Source organism: Aquiflexum gelatinilyticum (assembly GCF_024741135.1).
Taxonomy (GTDB): domain Bacteria; phylum Bacteroidota; class Bacteroidia; order Cytophagales; family Cyclobacteriaceae; genus Cognataquiflexum; species Cognataquiflexum gelatinilyticum.
In genome coordinates this window covers 161,656-177,237 of the sequence record NZ_JANSUY010000003.1, presented here as the reverse complement: position 1 = coordinate 177,237, position 15,582 = coordinate 161,656, and the positions used below count along the sequence as shown (strand labels likewise).

18 protein-coding genes are annotated in these 15,582 nt (G+C 38.4%); 5 read left to right on the top strand and 13 right to left on the bottom strand.

Going from position 1 to position 15,582, the window contains the following annotated elements; all coding sequences use genetic code 11:
- The first annotated feature begins 195 nt into the window (after positions 1-195).
- On the top strand, positions 196-759 hold the full coding sequence (locus NU887_RS06820) for a hypothetical protein (RefSeq protein ID WP_258422625.1): 564 nt from the start codon (positions 196-198) through the stop codon (positions 757-759).
- Here the strand turns inward: NU887_RS06820 and NU887_RS06815 are convergent.
- Both NU887_RS06815 and NU887_RS06810 read right to left on the bottom strand, forming a co-directional pair.
- Positions 756-1,115 carry a DUF2237 family protein gene (locus NU887_RS06815; RefSeq protein ID WP_258422624.1) on the bottom strand — a complete coding sequence of 120 codons (360 nt, stop codon included), beginning with the start codon at positions 1,113-1,115 and terminating at the stop codon, positions 756-758. The two genes, NU887_RS06820 and NU887_RS06815, sit on opposite strands and share 4 nt — an antisense overlap.
- On the bottom strand, positions 1,105-1,491 hold the full coding sequence (locus tag NU887_RS06810; RefSeq protein ID WP_258422623.1) for a DoxX family protein: 387 nt from the start codon (positions 1,489-1,491) through the stop codon (positions 1,105-1,107). Before NU887_RS06810 ends, NU887_RS06815 begins: the two co-directional genes overlap by 11 nt.
- A 210-nt stretch (positions 1,492-1,701) precedes the next feature.
- Between NU887_RS06810 and NU887_RS06805 the strand changes: the two genes are divergently transcribed.
- Positions 1,702-3,105 carry an alkaline phosphatase gene (locus NU887_RS06805; protein WP_258422622.1) on the top strand — a complete coding sequence of 468 codons (1,404 nt, stop codon included), beginning with the start codon at positions 1,702-1,704 and terminating at the stop codon, positions 3,103-3,105.
- Between the two features lie 65 nt (positions 3,106-3,170).
- Here NU887_RS06805 and NU887_RS06800 read toward each other — a convergent pair whose 3' ends face one another.
- Positions 3,171-3,557, bottom strand: a complete 387-nt coding sequence (locus NU887_RS06800; protein WP_258422621.1) for a DUF983 domain-containing protein — start codon at positions 3,555-3,557, stop codon at positions 3,171-3,173.
- A gap of 124 nt (positions 3,558-3,681) precedes the next feature.
- On the opposite strand from NU887_RS06800, the gene NU887_RS06795 reads away from it, so the two are divergent.
- Positions 3,682-4,065, top strand: coding sequence for a hypothetical protein (locus NU887_RS06795; protein ID WP_258422620.1), 384 nt, complete (start codon positions 3,682-3,684; stop codon positions 4,063-4,065).
- Positions 4,066-4,147: 82 nt separating this feature from the next.
- On the top strand, positions 4,148-5,029 hold the full coding sequence (locus NU887_RS06790) for an HAEPLYID family protein (RefSeq protein WP_258422619.1): 882 nt from the start codon (positions 4,148-4,150) through the stop codon (positions 5,027-5,029).
- A 40-nt stretch (positions 5,030-5,069) separates the two neighbouring features.
- Here NU887_RS06790 and NU887_RS06785 read toward each other — a convergent pair whose 3' ends face one another.
- From NU887_RS06785 to NU887_RS06760, 6 genes are all read right to left on the bottom strand, one after another.
- Positions 5,070-5,279 (bottom strand): hypothetical protein, encoded by a 210-nt coding sequence (locus tag NU887_RS06785; RefSeq protein ID WP_258422618.1) that lies wholly within the window; start codon positions 5,277-5,279, stop codon positions 5,070-5,072.
- 5 nt (positions 5,280-5,284) lie between these two features.
- Positions 5,285-5,710, bottom strand: a complete 426-nt coding sequence (locus NU887_RS06780; protein WP_258422617.1) for a hypothetical protein — start codon at positions 5,708-5,710, stop codon at positions 5,285-5,287.
- Positions 5,703-6,212: a DUF4920 domain-containing protein gene (locus tag NU887_RS06775; RefSeq protein ID WP_258422616.1), complete on the bottom strand. Its 510-nt coding sequence runs from the start codon at positions 6,210-6,212 to the stop codon at positions 5,703-5,705. The genes NU887_RS06780 and NU887_RS06775 overlap by 8 nt, the downstream gene beginning before the upstream one ends.
- 65 nt (positions 6,213-6,277) lie before the next feature.
- Positions 6,278-6,847: a peptide-methionine (S)-S-oxide reductase MsrA gene (msrA, locus tag NU887_RS06770; RefSeq protein ID WP_258422615.1), complete on the bottom strand. Its 570-nt coding sequence runs from the start codon at positions 6,845-6,847 to the stop codon at positions 6,278-6,280.
- 129 nt (positions 6,848-6,976) lie between these two features.
- Positions 6,977-7,243 (bottom strand): DUF3253 domain-containing protein, encoded by a 267-nt coding sequence (locus NU887_RS06765; RefSeq protein WP_258422614.1) that lies wholly within the window; start codon positions 7,241-7,243, stop codon positions 6,977-6,979.
- A 162-nt stretch (positions 7,244-7,405) separates the two neighbouring features.
- On the bottom strand, positions 7,406-7,954 hold the full coding sequence (locus NU887_RS06760; RefSeq protein ID WP_258422613.1) for a class I SAM-dependent methyltransferase: 549 nt from the start codon (positions 7,952-7,954) through the stop codon (positions 7,406-7,408).
- A gap of 88 nt (positions 7,955-8,042) precedes the next feature.
- Here NU887_RS06760 and NU887_RS06755 point away from each other — a divergent pair, with 88 nt between their 5' ends.
- Positions 8,043-10,073: an LTA synthase family protein gene (locus NU887_RS06755; RefSeq protein WP_258422612.1), complete on the top strand. Its 2,031-nt coding sequence runs from the start codon at positions 8,043-8,045 to the stop codon at positions 10,071-10,073.
- A gap of 17 nt (positions 10,074-10,090) precedes the next feature.
- Here NU887_RS06755 and NU887_RS06750 read toward each other — a convergent pair whose 3' ends face one another.
- Genes NU887_RS06750 through NU887_RS06735 form a run of 4 tightly spaced genes read right to left on the bottom strand, consistent with a single transcriptional unit; the run spans position 10,091 to position 15,581 of the window.
- Positions 10,091-11,284 (bottom strand): hypothetical protein, encoded by a 1,194-nt coding sequence (locus tag NU887_RS06750; RefSeq protein WP_258422611.1) that lies wholly within the window; start codon positions 11,282-11,284, stop codon positions 10,091-10,093.
- The gene (locus NU887_RS06745) at positions 11,284-12,525 is read right to left on the bottom strand and encodes a YaiO family outer membrane beta-barrel protein (protein WP_258422610.1); all 1,242 of its coding nucleotides are present in this window, start codon (positions 12,523-12,525) and stop codon (positions 11,284-11,286) included. Before NU887_RS06745 ends, NU887_RS06750 begins: the two co-directional genes overlap by 1 nt.
- A gap of 7 nt (positions 12,526-12,532) precedes the next feature.
- Positions 12,533-13,996, bottom strand: a complete 1,464-nt coding sequence (locus NU887_RS06740; protein WP_258422609.1) for a glycosyltransferase family 2 protein — start codon at positions 13,994-13,996, stop codon at positions 12,533-12,535.
- Positions 13,989-15,581, bottom strand: coding sequence for a hypothetical protein (locus NU887_RS06735; RefSeq protein ID WP_258422608.1), 1,593 nt, complete (start codon positions 15,579-15,581; stop codon positions 13,989-13,991). Before NU887_RS06735 ends, NU887_RS06740 begins: the two co-directional genes overlap by 8 nt.
- Position 15,582 lies beyond the last annotated feature (1 nt).

The window sequence follows — 15,582 nt, the reverse complement described above, 5'->3', positions numbered from 1 at the left end:
TAAATCTTTTTCTGTATTCATTAAAATCAAAAATCCATCCCTGTCCCAAGACGGTTTTGAATCCTTTATCTCATCAAATCTATTTCTGATTTTTAGTTTAATCGGAAACAAAAATGCGCTTCATTGATTAAATTAGAGACATAATCTTATCATATTCGGATCTTTTGTTTTGGTTTAAGATTGACAAATATCAATATGAAAACCCGACTAATCATTGTGACATTGTCGTTCATCTTCTTGGGAGGTATTTTTTCGTGTATAAATGATAACCAGATTGACAGTGAATGTCCCTACCCTGATTTGGCTGAGCTCGATAGCATCAATCAGATTTTCTTCAGTCCATACCTTAACAAGGAATATTCAACAAAAACAGATACAGTGGATTTTAAGGATTTTAAATTCCATATTGAATTTGGGTTTGAAAAAATCCAAAGGAACAATGGACAAACCGAAACACCGAGAAACCCTGTCTGCGAACCGGAATATGATGTTCAAGACATTTCAAACATAGCCATCATTCTCACCGGAAATTATGATGGTATTCAGATCGGCTCTGATGTTTCTTACCTCTTTTTACTTCCCGATGGAAGCAGTATCAATAGATTGAGGGAATTTTCGAGAATGAAGCAATATATGACTTTAAATCTCAGGGATAAGCCTTCCACAATCAGCCAGCTAAAAACCGAAATGGTAATTTTCTTTGTTGATGGTTCTCAAATCAAAAAACAATCCATTTCCCCTTTTATCAAACCTGATTAAACTTTGGCATACTTTACCAATTCCGGCAATGAAATGAAATCAAGGGTTTTTTCGTGAGTCGCTTCCAAAATCACAAAAGGGGCTACACCTGCCTTGTAGGCTTCAATCCAACGGCTGAGACACAGACACCATTGATCTCCGGGTTTTAGTCCGCCAAAGGAATACTCCGGTCTGGGAGTGATCAAATCGTTTCCCCTTTTGTAACTGAAAATCAAAAATTCTTCGGTCATTAGGGCACAGACAGTATGGGTACCGAGGTCATCGGGACCTGTTTCACAGCAACCATTACGGTAATACCCTGTTTTGGGATCATTACTACAAATCAAAAGAGGTTCACCAAAAACATTATTTGCCATATGATTTATTTTTGGTGAAAATATAAGCCCAAAAAATCAATATCGGATGAATCAGCAAAAGTCTTATCCACGCCACCCATTTTGGTACACAAAGCCCATTTTCTACACAAGCCCCTATTTGAATAAAATAGATATGGGAAGGTATAAATAGTAAAAGCAAAACAATGATTCCCCAAGCTGCCATTTTGGAGTATTTTTTAAACAAGATTCCCAATCCCAGAAGCATTTCAAAAATTCCTGAAACACTGTTAATCAAGTCAAGGAAAGGCAAATAATCCGGTATCAAAGGCAAATAGAACTCAGGATTTGCGAAATGATTTCTCCCCGCAAAGATGAAGAATATCCCCAGCAGATATTTAAAGAATATTTTTACCATTTATTTGGCTAAGCTTTATTATCAAGACCATTCGAACAAACTAAATCTAACAGGGTAATTTCAAAATTAAAACCTTTAATTGACCATTGGATTAGAAATTTGAATGTTAATGATAGGGTAATTTTTAATTTCCATTTCAAAACCAGAATATGGGTAATTTTCAACGTGATTTTAAACAAAAAATGAATTAGCCATCTAAATTTTAAAGACATGAACAGACGGGATTTCTTCAAAAACGGAGCCTTCACTACCATCGGATTAGGTGTGCTTTCTTCCTTCTCCTCTTTTACCTCAATCTCCAATTCCAAATTGGGACAGGCGAAAAACATCATCTTCCTCGTCAGTGATGGGATGAGTGCAGGCACACTCAATATGGCAGACCTATTGTTGAGAAATAAAGAAGGACGCCCTTCCAACTGGATAAATCTCTATGAAAAAAACACCGTCAAACGGGCTTTGATGGATACTGCTTCCGCCAATTCATTCATCACAGATTCGGCCGCAGCAGGATCAGCTTGGGGCGGGGGTATGAGAGTGAAAAACGGAGCATTGAACATCGGCCCAAACGGCGAAAGGCCCATCCCCATTTTACAAAAATTCAAGTCTTTAGGCAAATCAGTCGGATGTGTCACAACTGTGCAGATCACCCATGCAACTCCTGCCTCATTTTGTGTCAACAACAGCAGCAGAAATGCCATGCCTGAAATAGCGGAAGATTACCTCAAATTGAGATTTGATGTGATGATGGGCGGTGGGGCGGAATTTTTTTCTGCAGAAGGAAGGCAGGACAAAAGGGACCTTTTTGAAGCCTATAAGCAAAGCGGCTTTGAAGTAGCAAGAAACAAAAGTGATATGATGAAGGCTGATGGAAGTAAGCCAATCCTAGGAGTTTTTAGCAATGACGGCCTACCATATGCCATTGACAGAGAAAATAATGACAAACTTAAAAGCGAAATTCCTACCCTGGCTGAAATGACTAGGAAAGCCATTGAGGTTCTGAGCAAAAATCAAAAGGGGTTTGTCATGCAAGTGGAAGGTGGTAAAGTAGACTGGGCTGCCCATGGCAATGATGCCTCTGCCTTACTCTATGATCAGGTTGATTTTGATCAAGCTGTCGCAGTAGCCATGGATTTTGCGGTTAAAGATAAAGAAACACTCGTCATCATCACCACAGACCATGGAAACAGCAATCCGGGGCTATTCTATAGCAATCAAGCAAACAGGAATTTTGAGAAGCTTTATGAATCCAAGGCCTCAAATGAATGGATTTTGAACCAAATCACCCCCGAGACAAGTCCTGCCCAAGTGATTGATTTGATCGTCAGCCACCAAAAAATAACCCTCAAAACAGAAGAAGCTGAAACAATCCTGAAAAGCTACCAAAGGGGGGCAGACGGATTGTATAACCCGCGAAATCTTCCATTTATGACTTTAGCCTCTATGCAATCTCCCCATACTTCTATACAATGGGCAGGAAGTAACCATTCTGCAGACTTTGCTGAATTAGCCATGTTTGGGCCGGGTTCAGAAACTCTGGCCGGATATGTCAAAAATTTCGAACTTCACAACTTCATGCTTCAGGCTTGTGGAGTTGAAAAATCACTTTTTGCCTAAAAACAAAATCATCAACCCAAACGAAATACCATCCTGATTGCAAAAACCGGGATGGTATTTTTCTTTTATGCTTTGGTGTATTTGGGATCAAATTTCAATTTCCCCACCCCATATAGGTACAAAACTTTAGAATAACGCAGCATCACAGGAAGCAGAATCAGGTTGGTAACCACCACCGTAACACCGTAAACCCACATTTCGGGATCATCAAAGAAATAATTCAGAATAATCAACACATTGATTACCAAAGCCACAGAAAAAGCATAGCTGATATACATGGCTCCATAAAAAAAATCAGGCTCAGGCGTCAACACTGCCTCACAATGTGGACATTTATGCCGAACTTCCGTCAATTTATCGTAACTGAATATTGAGGTTGGAAAAATATTCCCTTCCCTGCATCTTGGACATTTTCCCTGAAGGATGGCTGATCCGAGACTTTTCTCTTTCATAATTCTTAGCTATAAGACTGCGAATATAGCCAATCTAAAGGGAATACCTGTGATCAAAATCACCCACTTAATTCGAATGGGGCCAAATTTTCCAATACTTACTTATTTCTTTTAATTTTGCCAAATGTCAAGGGGTGCAATCAAAAAAGGAATCACAAATACAATTACCTATTTGTTGTTGATTAATTTCATCAACCTGACTGCAAACTTTTACCAATTATCCAACCTGGACCAAACCCTACTTAAATACGACGACCCATATGATTCTGTCGCAGAAATAGTACTGGAATATTTTTTGGAAATGGATGAAGACACTGTTCCGGATACAGAATTACCAGATGACAAAAGGAAAATATTTGATCTAAAAAGCCTTTTTTCCAACCGGAAATTCCACTTTCCAAAAATGTCAATCCGGTATGAAAAATCCTGTATTTGTTATTTCAAAAACTTATACCAAGACATAGCGGCTGAAAAACTCAACCCTCCACCGAAATCCATTTTTTTTTAAACACATTCAGTTTTTAAATAATTTCTAATCCTGATTTTTTTTAAAAGAGGAAATTAGGATCTCAATCAAAAAAATATTCAAAATGAAAAAAAAATATTTCATTGTGGCAATCCTATTTTGGACTGTCCAATATTCATATAGCCAAGAAATCAAATCAGATAGTCTGAGAAGAGAAAACATCATCCTCGATAGTCTTTTTTTAGCCGAAACAGAGGAACCCAAACCTAACGAAAAACCAAAAGTCCTACACGCCGAACCGCTTTACATTGACTTGATCCGTGATTTGGGGGCTAGAAAAGGTGAAAAAGAATGGAATATTGGAATGGGAATGACGGATAAAAGGGGCTTTGACGAATTTGAGGCGCTTATTGAATACGAATGGGCAGTTATTGACAGACTAGGATTGGAAATAGAACTTCCTGCCACTTTCTTTTCAAAAACAAACCAATTATCGTCTAATATCGAAAAGCCATCCAATAGGCTTGAATCTCTGAAATTGGCTTCACAATGGTCGTTCCTTGTATCAGAAAAAGCAAAAACCACCCTCGCTTTAGGCTATTTGCATGAATTCAAATTGGCAGATCTCAATAAATGGGGTGAGGAAAATTTATATAAAGGAAATATTTTTAATCCATTTCTTGTTGCGGCCAAACGATGGGGAAGAAATTTCCACACTTTGGTCTATACCGGTCCAAAAATCACAAACGAATTTGAAGGAAAGAAGGAAGCAAGATATGACATCAACACTAGCTTTCATTACATGCTTTCGGGAACAAGGAATTTTATAGGAGTAGAAATCAACCAGGAAATTCAAAGCGGAAAATTAACAACTGTACTAAGGCCCCAGATGCGTGTTGGATTTGCTGAAAATTTCCTGATCGGGATTGTTTCAGGTATTCCAATCAATAGGGAAACAAGTGGATTAAGTACATTTCTCAGAATTATTTATGAACCGGGTCACTAGTTCCAATAAAAAAGGCTTTGGGATTACCAAAGCCTTTGTATTATTCCTCCATCCATTCATCAAGCTCATAATCCTTACCTCTTCCCCATCGCAGCAGTTCCTCAATGGTATAGACTTCTGTGGTATCCATATCTTTAACCTTGAAGTTATCTCCTGATAACCTGGCCAAAATCTCCAGTTTCCTTTTTTCTCCCATATTGGTAAATGCATAAACTCTTCCTACTCTAAGATTATCCAATGCTATTGCCATGATACTTAATCAATTTGAAGGTTTGTGATTTTTTTGATCGGGCCTGGGCAATATTTCTCATGGCAAGCCAAACAATAACTGTAAATGATCTTATACTTTGACTCTTTTAATTCATATGGTCCAAGATCCATCTGCCTCAGTGATTCAAGATATCCTATTGCCATTTGATCAAACTTGGCATCTTTCACTTTGGGATCTGTGGCTTTGGCAGTAAGTATAGCCTTATGCTTCTCGAGGTAGGATTTGATGTCTTCTTTTTTTTCCAATGACATCTTCATTTCCTCCATATCGAGGTACATTTCCCGCATCAACAAGGCTAAAGGTGCATCTTGGTTGGGATACAGAACTGGAGTTGTTTTTTCCTGTTCTTTTTGTTTGCAGGAAAAAACAATACCTACCAAAAGGAAAATAACCAAACAATTTTTAAGCATTCTCCTTGATAATGACTCCAACTGCTTCAAATGCATATTCATTCTTTGATTCAGTTATTTTTTCAATTTCTTCTTTGGATTTGCCCGCATCTTCCGCGTAGTGTCTGAGGGTTTCTACATCAGTCACTTTCTTGGTAGCGATTCCTTCTATGACAACGGGATATCCGCTTGAATTAAGAGGAACAAAAAAACCATAATCTTTGAAAGTGACCCTCATGCTTTGTCCGTTAGGCAGGTCAATCGTCATCCAACATCCTTTTTTGGAACATACTTCTTTGATTTCACCCACAACTTTTCCTGAAAATTCGTCTTTGCTTTCAAGTTCAGCGACTAATTCAGCCAAAGTCACAACACCGGAGTCATTGATGTCGGCTCCAAATTTGCCCGCAGCAGTTTCTGACTTTGAGGTTTCGGTGAGCGATTCAGAATCTTCAGTTCCTCTTTGCTGACATGAAAATCCAGCCGAAGCGATCATCAGGAAATAAATCAAGGTCTTTTTCATAATGTATATTGTTTTACCAAAACTAAATAGGAGGAAAATCTAATCCAAAATTTAATGCCAATCAATTACTTCAGTTTTTCAGCAAAGGCTTTTTTGAACTTTTCCATTTTTGGACGGATTACAAACTGGCAATAAGGCTGTCCTCCGTTTTCCTTGAAATAATTCTGATGGTAATCTTCTGCACTATAGAAGTTGCTGAATTCAGTTATTTCGGTGACAATTGGTCTGTTGAATGCCTCGGATTCATCCAATTTCTTTTTGAAGAATTCAGCTTTTTCCTTTTGTTCCGCAGAGAGATAAAAAACTGCGGAGCGGTATTGCGGTCCGACATCAGCGCCTTGTCTGTTTAAGGTGGTCGGATCATGGGTAGCCCAAAATATTTCCAATATTTCTTCGAAAGAGATCACTTTGGGGTCAAATACTACCTGGATCACTTCAGCATGCCCCGTGGTTCCGGAAGTCACCTGTCGGTATGAAGGCTTATCAATATGGCCTCCGCTATATCCTGATACGACTTTTTCAACACCTATCAAATCCTGATAAATCGCCTCAGTACACCAAAAACATCCGCCTCCCAAAATGGCCGCTTCTTTTCCTTCAGGTATGTTCAATGAGGTTGTGGGTAGTTTTTGCATAGTTTTTTCGTTTTTAGTAGGAGCTTGAGCACAAGAAATGGTTGCCAAAATGCTGAAGCCGAAAACAAAGGGTATAAATTTCATTTGAATTTGATTTTGGAGTATAAACACCAAGTAGGAAGATGAAGTTTAACTTTTCGACCTTATTCTTAAATCAGCATTAGCAAACCCCTCGGAACAAACCGGTTCCCCATTTTCCAAGACCTCGATTTTCCCCTTCTTTTGAAGATCATCCATTGCGGCATGGACATCCTCCACAAAATATTCCCAAGATTCGGGAAAGAGCCATTTTACCACATCTTCAGGCCTGAATTCTTCCCCCTTTCTGACCCTGCACATTTCCATGATGGCTAGGGTCAGAATATTCGGGTTTTCAGAATCGGGAAAATTTGCCATAATCAACACCTTGATTTTCTTGAGCTCCGCAATCAAGTAACAATTCAATATTGCCCAATGAGACTAAAAAAACAATCCTTATCGGAAAAGAAAAAATAAAAGCCTAATTCTTTTCAAAATGAAAAAGAAATAGGCTCCAGTTAGAATCTCAAAAGGTATTTATTACTGCTCACAGACAAGGATAAATGTCGGAGGAAAATTCTTGAACATCAGGTGACTCTTGATTTCTTCAAAGTATTTTCCAAACTGGAATTTGAGCAAATAAGAGTAGCATATCTGAATCAATTTCCCATTTTCAACGATGTTTTCCTTGCACTTTCTGTAAATTTCTTCGCGGGAAGGTTTTGGGATCAAGGTCAATGGAAGCGAGGACAGGATCAAATCCGCCTTTTTTCCTCCTAAGTATTTATCCATATTTTCAGCTGAATCGCAGATAATTTTGATGTTTTTTTGCGGAAAAATCTTTTCCATATTCTCGCAAAAAGATTTGTTAATTTCAAAAACCAACAAAACCGCATCGGAATCCATGCGATCCACAATTCCCTGCGTAATGCTACCATCCCCACCTCCCAATTCCACGATAAGCTTTGCTCCCCGGAAATTAGCATAAGACAACATTTTATTTACCAAGGGTTTAGAACTAAAAGTAACCGCACCGGTAGTAGAAAGGTTTGTAAAAAGCTCTTTGAGCAAAGCTCCCTTATTCTTCATAGATTTTTATTATTTGCGCAAGATATGAATTTTAGAAAATTTATATTTGTAGTCATACCCTAAAAATTAAGTATTCCCTAAATTAAGTATGTCTTCCCCGCAGGCCCAGATCAGATCCAATTTTTTGCTTAATCTCAAACAAAGCTTTATCAACTTTTGGAAATTGGCAATTCCTTTTCTGTTGATATTTATACTGCTTCGTTTGGTAGAGGTTTTTGTTGTATTCAATTTACACAGTCTGGCGTATTCAAAAACCCAAATAACCCTGATAGGATGGGTTTATGACCTGGAGTGGGCATTTTACACGCTTGGTTTCCTCTTGATTTTGAATACAATTTTGAGCTCGATTTATCCTGTGGCTACTAGGGTTTTAATCAAAATTACCCTGACTCTTCTCATAGTACTTCAGGGAGGACTTCTTTTTTATTTTACCAAAATGCTTCTTCCACTTGGAACAGATCTTTATGCCTATTCTCTCAATGATATTTTTCTTACCATCAAAGCATCAGGTGAACTGAATTTGATCAATGTCTTTGGGATCGTTTTTATTCTGGTCCTGGTTTATATTGTCCTTGGATTGGGAAAGTGGGTTCCTATGGGATTAAATTCAGCGATGGTCTTGACGGTAATTTGCTACGCTTACCTCTTGGGAACAGACCTGATGAAAAATGTCCAAAAGGAGCGCCCCAGTGAACTTGAAAGTAACCTTTTGGCCAATAAATCATCCTACTTTTATGACCAATCCTACAATTACTTCACTTCCAATGATTACATGTATTTTGACTTTTTTCTTGCCTCCAACACCTCAGAGGGAGTACTCGTATCCAAGGACCTGACCGAAACAGAATACCCGTTCTTGCACAGCAATAATTACCCAGATGTATTGGGACCCTATTTTGATGAGTTTGACAGTTTGCCTGATATTGTATTTGTCATTGTGGAAGGGCTCGGAAAAGCTTATTCAGGAGAGGATGCTTATTTGGAAAGTTTTACACCATTTTTGGACTCTTTAAGTGATCATTCATTGTATTGGAAAAATGGATTGTCGACTACAGGAAGGACTTTTGGAGTATTGACAGGAATATTTGGCTCCTTGCCTTTTGCCCAAAAAGGATTCATGGATCAGGCCCCTAACCTGCCGCTTCACCATACCTTACTCTCACTGCTCAAAACCAATGGTTATTATGTCAATTACCATATCGGAGCAGACAAAAATTTTGACAATGTTAATTTTTTCCTTCAATACCAACAAGTTGATCGGATTTTGGACATGACTTCTTTTGATCCGGATTTTGAGGAAACGCCTTCCAAGTCCGGCTTTTCTTGGGGATATCCTGACAAAGCGATGTTTGAGAATGGCATGAGAAAACTGCCTGTCAGCCAGAATCAGCCACAAATCAGCATATTTCAGACCCAGACTTCACATGACCCATTTCTTATTCCTGATGAAGAAAAATATTTTGCGATGTTTGAGGATTACATCAAGAATGAGCTAAAAATATCTCCTTCCAAAGTGGCTGAATATACCAAGTATAAAAATATGTATTCGAGTATACTCTACGTGGATGAAGCTATCAAGGAGTTTTTTGAGGATTATCAGAAACTGTCAAAGTATCAGAACACCATTTTTATCATTACAGGAGACCACAGACTTCCCGAGATTCCTCTTGCGACGACTATTGACAGGTTTCATGTGCCGATTATGATTTTTTCTCCAAGACTCAATACTTCCAAAAGAATGCACGGCGTGACCAGTCACTTTGAAATCACTCCCACACTACTCAGTCTGTTGGGAAATAGGTTTGATTTGGATTTACCTTCAAAAGTGGCTTGGAAAGGATATGTCATGGACACTTCATCCGTATTTCAATCGAAGATATCCAATCCTTTGATGAGGAATAAAAACCAGTTGGTCGACTACATCAGTGGGGAATACGTTCTTGTTGACAACCAACTTTATCGGCTTTTTGACAATATGGGATTAGAACCTGTAACAGATGTATCAATGAAAGAAAAATTACAATCTGAATTCGAAACTTATAAAAACTCCAACAGGTTTGCCACGGGTAACAACAGGATTATTCCTGATTCCTTGGCTGTGTATATTCCAAAGAATTAATTTTTTTGTTTCTTGAGTTAATTTCTCTGATAGGTATCTTTCAAAATACTTCCCATCAAAGGATAATAATAATTCCAAAAAAAACTGTTTCGCTGGGAATAATCCTCTGAGTGCAAAAACATCCTCCAGAGTTTTTCTATCCCATAGAAATTATATGAACTTCCTGATACGGGGTTATCGGCAAAGTCCCCACTGAAATAGTAGAATTTACCTGTACCGTTTTTCTTCATAACTACAGCGGGAAAGTATCTTGGAAGACCCAATTCACTGAGTTTTGCGACACCTGCATCTGTCGGGGCAAGGTCGTAATAGGAAATCACCTCAAATTCCCTGCTAACAAAAATAATGTCGATCCAATAGGGATATTTTACTATCTCAGGTATCCCATAAGTATCCTGGCTTTTTGGGCTGGACATGATGTTAGGGACTGTATTTTTTATTTCAATTTTGTCTCTGAGGATTTCGACCTGTCCATTTTCATGTAAAAAAACCATCGCGGGACCTGAAAAGTCCCATACCTCCTGATGCTGCTTCTTGTAGCTAGCTACAAGCCAAGGCGGAAGTTCCTCATTCAACACCGTATCAAGTTCATCAAAATACCTTGCAATCCAACCGGTCCATTTGATGCCTGCAAACTCTTCAAATTCTTTTCTTACTTCTTTTTTTGTGGGACTGGCAATGGTATTAAACTCACCTATGATGTCAATTTCCTCTTGATAAGCTTGCTTCATAAAACTCAGATCGAAGGTATCCATTCCTCCATAAATTTTCTTTGAAGGAGTCAGTGAAGGTTCTTGCTTCAAGTCGTTTTCATAAACCCCATAGGTATCCGAAAAATAAACAAGCCGGGAATTTTTAAGGATTTGTTGCTTTTGAGAATCGGTCTGACCTGACAAGTCGGCAATTTCGAATTGTTCTTTTTTATCTCCGGGAAAAAACCCAAAATAGTCTTTAGACTCGTCAAAAATACTACCGTCTCTTTTGGTGAATTTGAAATGGTTGAGCAGCCAATGAAGGGATTGATGCTCTTGGAAGTTTTGAGTGGAAACCGTTTTGTCAATGACCACAACACCCAATGAAGCAGATGGAATCAGATGCCAAATCAAAAGACTTGTCAGTGGAATCAAAATGAAAACAAATACCACTACCAAAACCCCACGAAAAAAAACGCGGAATTCGATCGGTAAATGTTTGTTTAAAAAATTCCCCATCAAAATCTGAATTCAGTACCTAATGAAACATTGAGGTTGTTCCGAAACTGATTTTCGGATATTTCATCTCTTGAATAGCCTACAAACCCAAAACCCATCCATCTAGATGTCCAAAGGTGTTGGTATCCAAATCTAGCTCTATAAGAATTGAGCAATTGTGACTGAAAGTCTCTTGTTTCCTCGTCAGGGGATACTCCGGTGGACAATTGTAAGCTGAAGAAATCTTCAGGACCATTGAAATAATATCTGGTCTGAAAGTTGGCACTTGTAGAAGAACCATCCTTACCGGGAATGAAATTTAACCTGAGATTGAGCCACCAATTACTGATGTATTTTCCTGCGGAAGCGGTTATGATGTGAGTGATATCTGAAAATTGAAGCAATCGGTAACCTGCTTCCAATTCGTATGCTTTGGGAAGGTTCCAAAAAACGCTAGTCCCAAATCTGAATTTTGGGAAAAAAGAAGATTGGGAATAACCGACATTGAAATAGCCGTATTTGTTTTTGCCCAAGGACGGAAATGCATCCAATTCAGCTTGGGTTCCTCTACCATCAAATCTCTCGGAATGGGTAACCCTGGCAATCAGAGATCCTGTAAAATCAGTATGGGTTCGTCCATACACAGTGTAAGTATTCCAAGGGGTAAGTTCTCCATAAAAGTAATCATAATCATAAGTGGCGCCTACTGCATTGATTCGGGTCTTTCTTCTCAGCGTTTCGATGTATCCAAGCAATCCCTCCGTTTTAGGAGCTTTGGCAAATACTTCATTTGCAATTTTCAAAGCTGATTTGTAATCCTCCTTATAGTAAAGCAATCGTGAATACCTGTATTTCAAATCCATGGATTGGGGGCCGATTTTTTCCAAACCCAACTGGACCACCGAATCAGCCTTCTCATAATTTTCACTCCAAAACAAATCATCGATATAGGCAATATATGCGTCTTCGTAAGTCGTACTCGATACTAGTGCTCTTTCAAAATAAATGGCAGCCGAATCGTATTTGCCGTCCCAGGCAAATGACCTTCCCATCAAAATCAAAACATCCCCGTATTCAGGATACTTTTTTAGAACTTTGTACAAGATTTCCCTGCCTTCATCTCTTTTTCCATCCAAAATAAGTTTTCGGGCATTAAGAAAAAGTTGGTCCGGATCAAAAGACTCCTGTGCCCATCCTGCATTGGATATTGACAAAGCCAAAGAGAGGAAACCATAAAAAAGCAATGTTTTAAAATTTCTCATAACCTGCTTATTGTAGCTGTATGGGTGAATTTATTTTTTTCTTATCCTCGGCTTTTTTGAATCCTGTCCTGATCATTTCGCCCCATCCGCCTTTGCCTTTGATAAAGTGCCAATGACCTTTTAGACCCCAAAGAACTATTTTGGGATGGATCAGAAATGGCTCCAATAATACAGTCCTCATTAGCTTGTTTAGATCCGCTTTGTCTTTATAGTTATTATAAGCCACTCCTTCATACAAAATACTGAATGAAGATATCATGACCGAAAAGACATACATCAAAACAAAAAGACCGATAAAATACAATGCGCTGATATCTCCTTTGAAAATCATCAATGTCGTATATAAAAATCCTGCCATTTCGATGATTGGACCGGCCTTTTCAAAGATTGACCAATAAGGATAGGACACCAATCCCAATACCCCATATTTAGGATTCAGTTTTACCTTTTTATGGAGCTGAAGTGTTTCTATGGTTCCACGCATCCACCTGTTTCGTTGCTTTGAAAGGATGTTTTCAGATTCCGGAACCTCAGTCCAGCACAAGGGGTCAGGAACAAAACCGACTTTGTATTTTTGACCTGTCTCCTCCATGTACCTCCTCATTCTGACGACAAGTTCCATGTCTTCCCCCACAGTTTTCGGGAAATATCCTCCTACTTTCAATACCAAATCCTTATTAAAAAATCCGAAAGCACCTGAAATAAGCATCAAACCATTGATCCTAGTCCAAGCCATCCTTCCCATCAAAAAAGCGCGGAAATACTCAATTACTTGGAATCTTCCCAACAATGTCTCAGGCACTCGATATTCAGTAACTGTTCCGTCTTTGACCTGACAATTATTTGCAACACCAATGACGCCTCCGACGGCGATAACCTTTCTATTGGTCTCTTCCATAAACGGTCTCACCATTCTTGTTAGGGAATCACTTGATAGGATACAGTCTACATCGATGCAAGCAAGAATTTCGAATCCCGCAATATTGATTCCTGCATTTAAGGCATCTGCTTTGCCCCCGTTTTCTTTATCTACGAGAGTAAGTTTTGCATAAGATGAATTGGTGGATTTATATACTCCTCTGATATTTCCGGTTTCGACATGTTTGTAATAAGCATATTTGGTTTTTACCAAATCGAAACTTTCAATCATTTTTTGAAGGGAATCATCCTTAGATCCATCATTGACAATGATCACCTCATATTTGCCATAATGCAGCGTAAGGAGACTTTTTGCATTCTGAACAATGTTTTGTCCCTCATTATATGCAGGGGCAATGACTGAAATCCCTGGCGTAACAGGACTTGTAATGACGTCTCTGTAGTCAGCAAACTTGTTTTTCTTCAAGTGGTCTCGCATCTCCAATGCTGAAAGAACAGTCATCGTCAAGTAAAATAAAATGATCGAAAAACTGTAAACCAAGAACAGGATTCCAAAAATATCAACCAATATGTCTAAAAGTAAATTATACATTGATCAGAACAGGATCTATCAGGTGATCATAAATTTGATGAACTTCGGCATCTTTGGATTGGATATTCCATTTTGCCAAGTCCTCAGGATTCAAAGCATTCAGAGATTGCATCACAGCTTTTTTGGATTCAAAATCCAGTCCTGAGTTAAGCTTTTCCTGCAAAAGTGATTCTGAAATCGGATTGCCTATATTTTGTAAAACCCCTACTATTCCCAAAAACAAGGCCTTGTCACTGGTATATAAATCTCTGTGAAGAAGATCAAGTGCATCTTGGTAACTGAAAGCATCAAAACATTTAATCATTTCTGTTTTTTCGACAATAGTGGCATTTTTATACTTGATTAAAAGGATATCTAGCAATTCAAAAAGTCCAAGGTACCTGACGAGCTTATATCCGAAAATCCGTACGGATTCATTTTTGGATTCAAACAAAAAATCAACCCGGACTTTTTCCTGACTGTTGTTTATGAATTTGATGATTCTAAAATAAACCATTTGCTGCCACTTGGAAAGCGGATAATCCTGGTTTACGAGCACTTTTAGCTCAGGGTCATTGGAAATGTTGAGTAGGGTGGCCACTGCATTGGACCTGATATTGAAATTCTCCGATCCTGCAAATTTCTTGACTTTTTCGACTGCCTCCACCACATCCATTTCGTTGATTTCAACTATTCCAGCTGTAATGACATCCCACTTTTTAGAAGAAAGTTTTTTGATTGAATGAAGATCCAATTCAAGTTTACGGTAGATCGTTTTGAGTTTGGATTTGAAATCACCTTTCATGTTTTTATTAAGGCTGATGATTTCCATGATCATCACATCCTTGAAAAGATTGTTTTTTAGGTGGTCTACAGGAAAAAAACTTTCAAACCTTTTTTTGTCAAAGTTTTTCAATTCTTCCAAAGAATGCTCAAAAAGGAGATTTGAAAGAGGTTCGAAACTCAGCTCTTTAAACTTTTGGGTAAGTAGATCCCTTTTCCCTTTTTTTACTTTGACCACATACATGATCGAAACCAAAATTACAGAAGCGATCAAAAACAGGACAAGAGTAGATACCAAAAGCAACATTTTGGTGTCGCTCAAAATCTTGGTTTTCATCTTATGATAAGGTGTAAAAGGAACTTTGGATGCCATTACCAAAAGTGCTCCTTCCTCAAAGCCATTGGCGTTTGAAATATCATTTTTCAGCAAGAGTTCATTTCGAACCAGGTTTTCTAAAAATTCACCTGTAGCCTCTGCTTCAGCTTCTTTTCCGAAAATCAAAAAAGTAAGCAATCCTTCATGGCCTGTAGCCAAAAATACGGTATCCTTAAGTTGGGCGATACTCTTAAAATCTGCGATAGTATCGGAAACCCAAATTCCATTTTCCGCTGATCGATTTAGGTCAAAAACAGATAGGTCCTTGTCATTTTCTTGAACCTGAAGTACAAAAGAAAGCCCGGGGATTTCTTGTGATACCTCAAAAAGTCTGGATTCTATTTTAAGTCTCAAGGAATCCTGTGCATGAAGGTACCCAAGCGGAAAAACCAAAATTAAAAGTAGCTGAAACAATTTCAGCAAATGCCGCTTTCCCGATCCATTCATC

Coding starts and splice junctions, on each gene's coding strand:
- NU887_RS06820 (WP_258422625.1), top strand. CDS start 196: ATGAAAACCCGACTAATCATTGTGACATTGTCGTTCATCTTCTTGGGA.
- NU887_RS06815 (WP_258422624.1), bottom strand. CDS start 1,115: ATGGCAAATAATGTTTTTGGTGAACCTCTTTTGATTTGTAGTAATGAT.
- NU887_RS06810 (WP_258422623.1), bottom strand. CDS start 1,491: ATGGTAAAAATATTCTTTAAATATCTGCTGGGGATATTCTTCATCTTT.
- NU887_RS06805 (WP_258422622.1), top strand. CDS start 1,702: ATGAACAGACGGGATTTCTTCAAAAACGGAGCCTTCACTACCATCGGA.
- NU887_RS06800 (WP_258422621.1), bottom strand. CDS start 3,557: ATGAAAGAGAAAAGTCTCGGATCAGCCATCCTTCAGGGAAAATGTCCA.
- NU887_RS06795 (WP_258422620.1), top strand. CDS start 3,682: ATGTCAAGGGGTGCAATCAAAAAAGGAATCACAAATACAATTACCTAT.
- NU887_RS06790 (WP_258422619.1), top strand. CDS start 4,148: ATGAAAAAAAAATATTTCATTGTGGCAATCCTATTTTGGACTGTCCAA.
- NU887_RS06785 (WP_258422618.1), bottom strand. CDS start 5,279: ATGGCAATAGCATTGGATAATCTTAGAGTAGGAAGAGTTTATGCATTT.
- NU887_RS06780 (WP_258422617.1), bottom strand. CDS start 5,710: ATGCTTAAAAATTGTTTGGTTATTTTCCTTTTGGTAGGTATTGTTTTT.
- NU887_RS06775 (WP_258422616.1), bottom strand. CDS start 6,212: ATGAAAAAGACCTTGATTTATTTCCTGATGATCGCTTCGGCTGGATTT.
- msrA (WP_258422615.1), bottom strand. CDS start 6,847: ATGCAAAAACTACCCACAACCTCATTGAACATACCTGAAGGAAAAGAA.
- NU887_RS06765 (WP_258422614.1), bottom strand. CDS start 7,243: ATGGCAAATTTTCCCGATTCTGAAAACCCGAATATTCTGACCCTAGCC.
- NU887_RS06760 (WP_258422613.1), bottom strand. CDS start 7,954: ATGAAGAATAAGGGAGCTTTGCTCAAAGAGCTTTTTACAAACCTTTCT.
- NU887_RS06755 (WP_258422612.1), top strand. CDS start 8,043: ATGTCTTCCCCGCAGGCCCAGATCAGATCCAATTTTTTGCTTAATCTC.
- NU887_RS06750 (WP_258422611.1), bottom strand. CDS start 11,284: ATGGGGAATTTTTTAAACAAACATTTACCGATCGAATTCCGCGTTTTT.
- NU887_RS06745 (WP_258422610.1), bottom strand. CDS start 12,525: ATGAGAAATTTTAAAACATTGCTTTTTTATGGTTTCCTCTCTTTGGCT.
- NU887_RS06740 (WP_258422609.1), bottom strand. CDS start 13,996: ATGTATAATTTACTTTTAGACATATTGGTTGATATTTTTGGAATCCTG.
- NU887_RS06735 (WP_258422608.1), bottom strand. CDS start 15,581: ATGAATGGATCGGGAAAGCGGCATTTGCTGAAATTGTTTCAGCTACTT.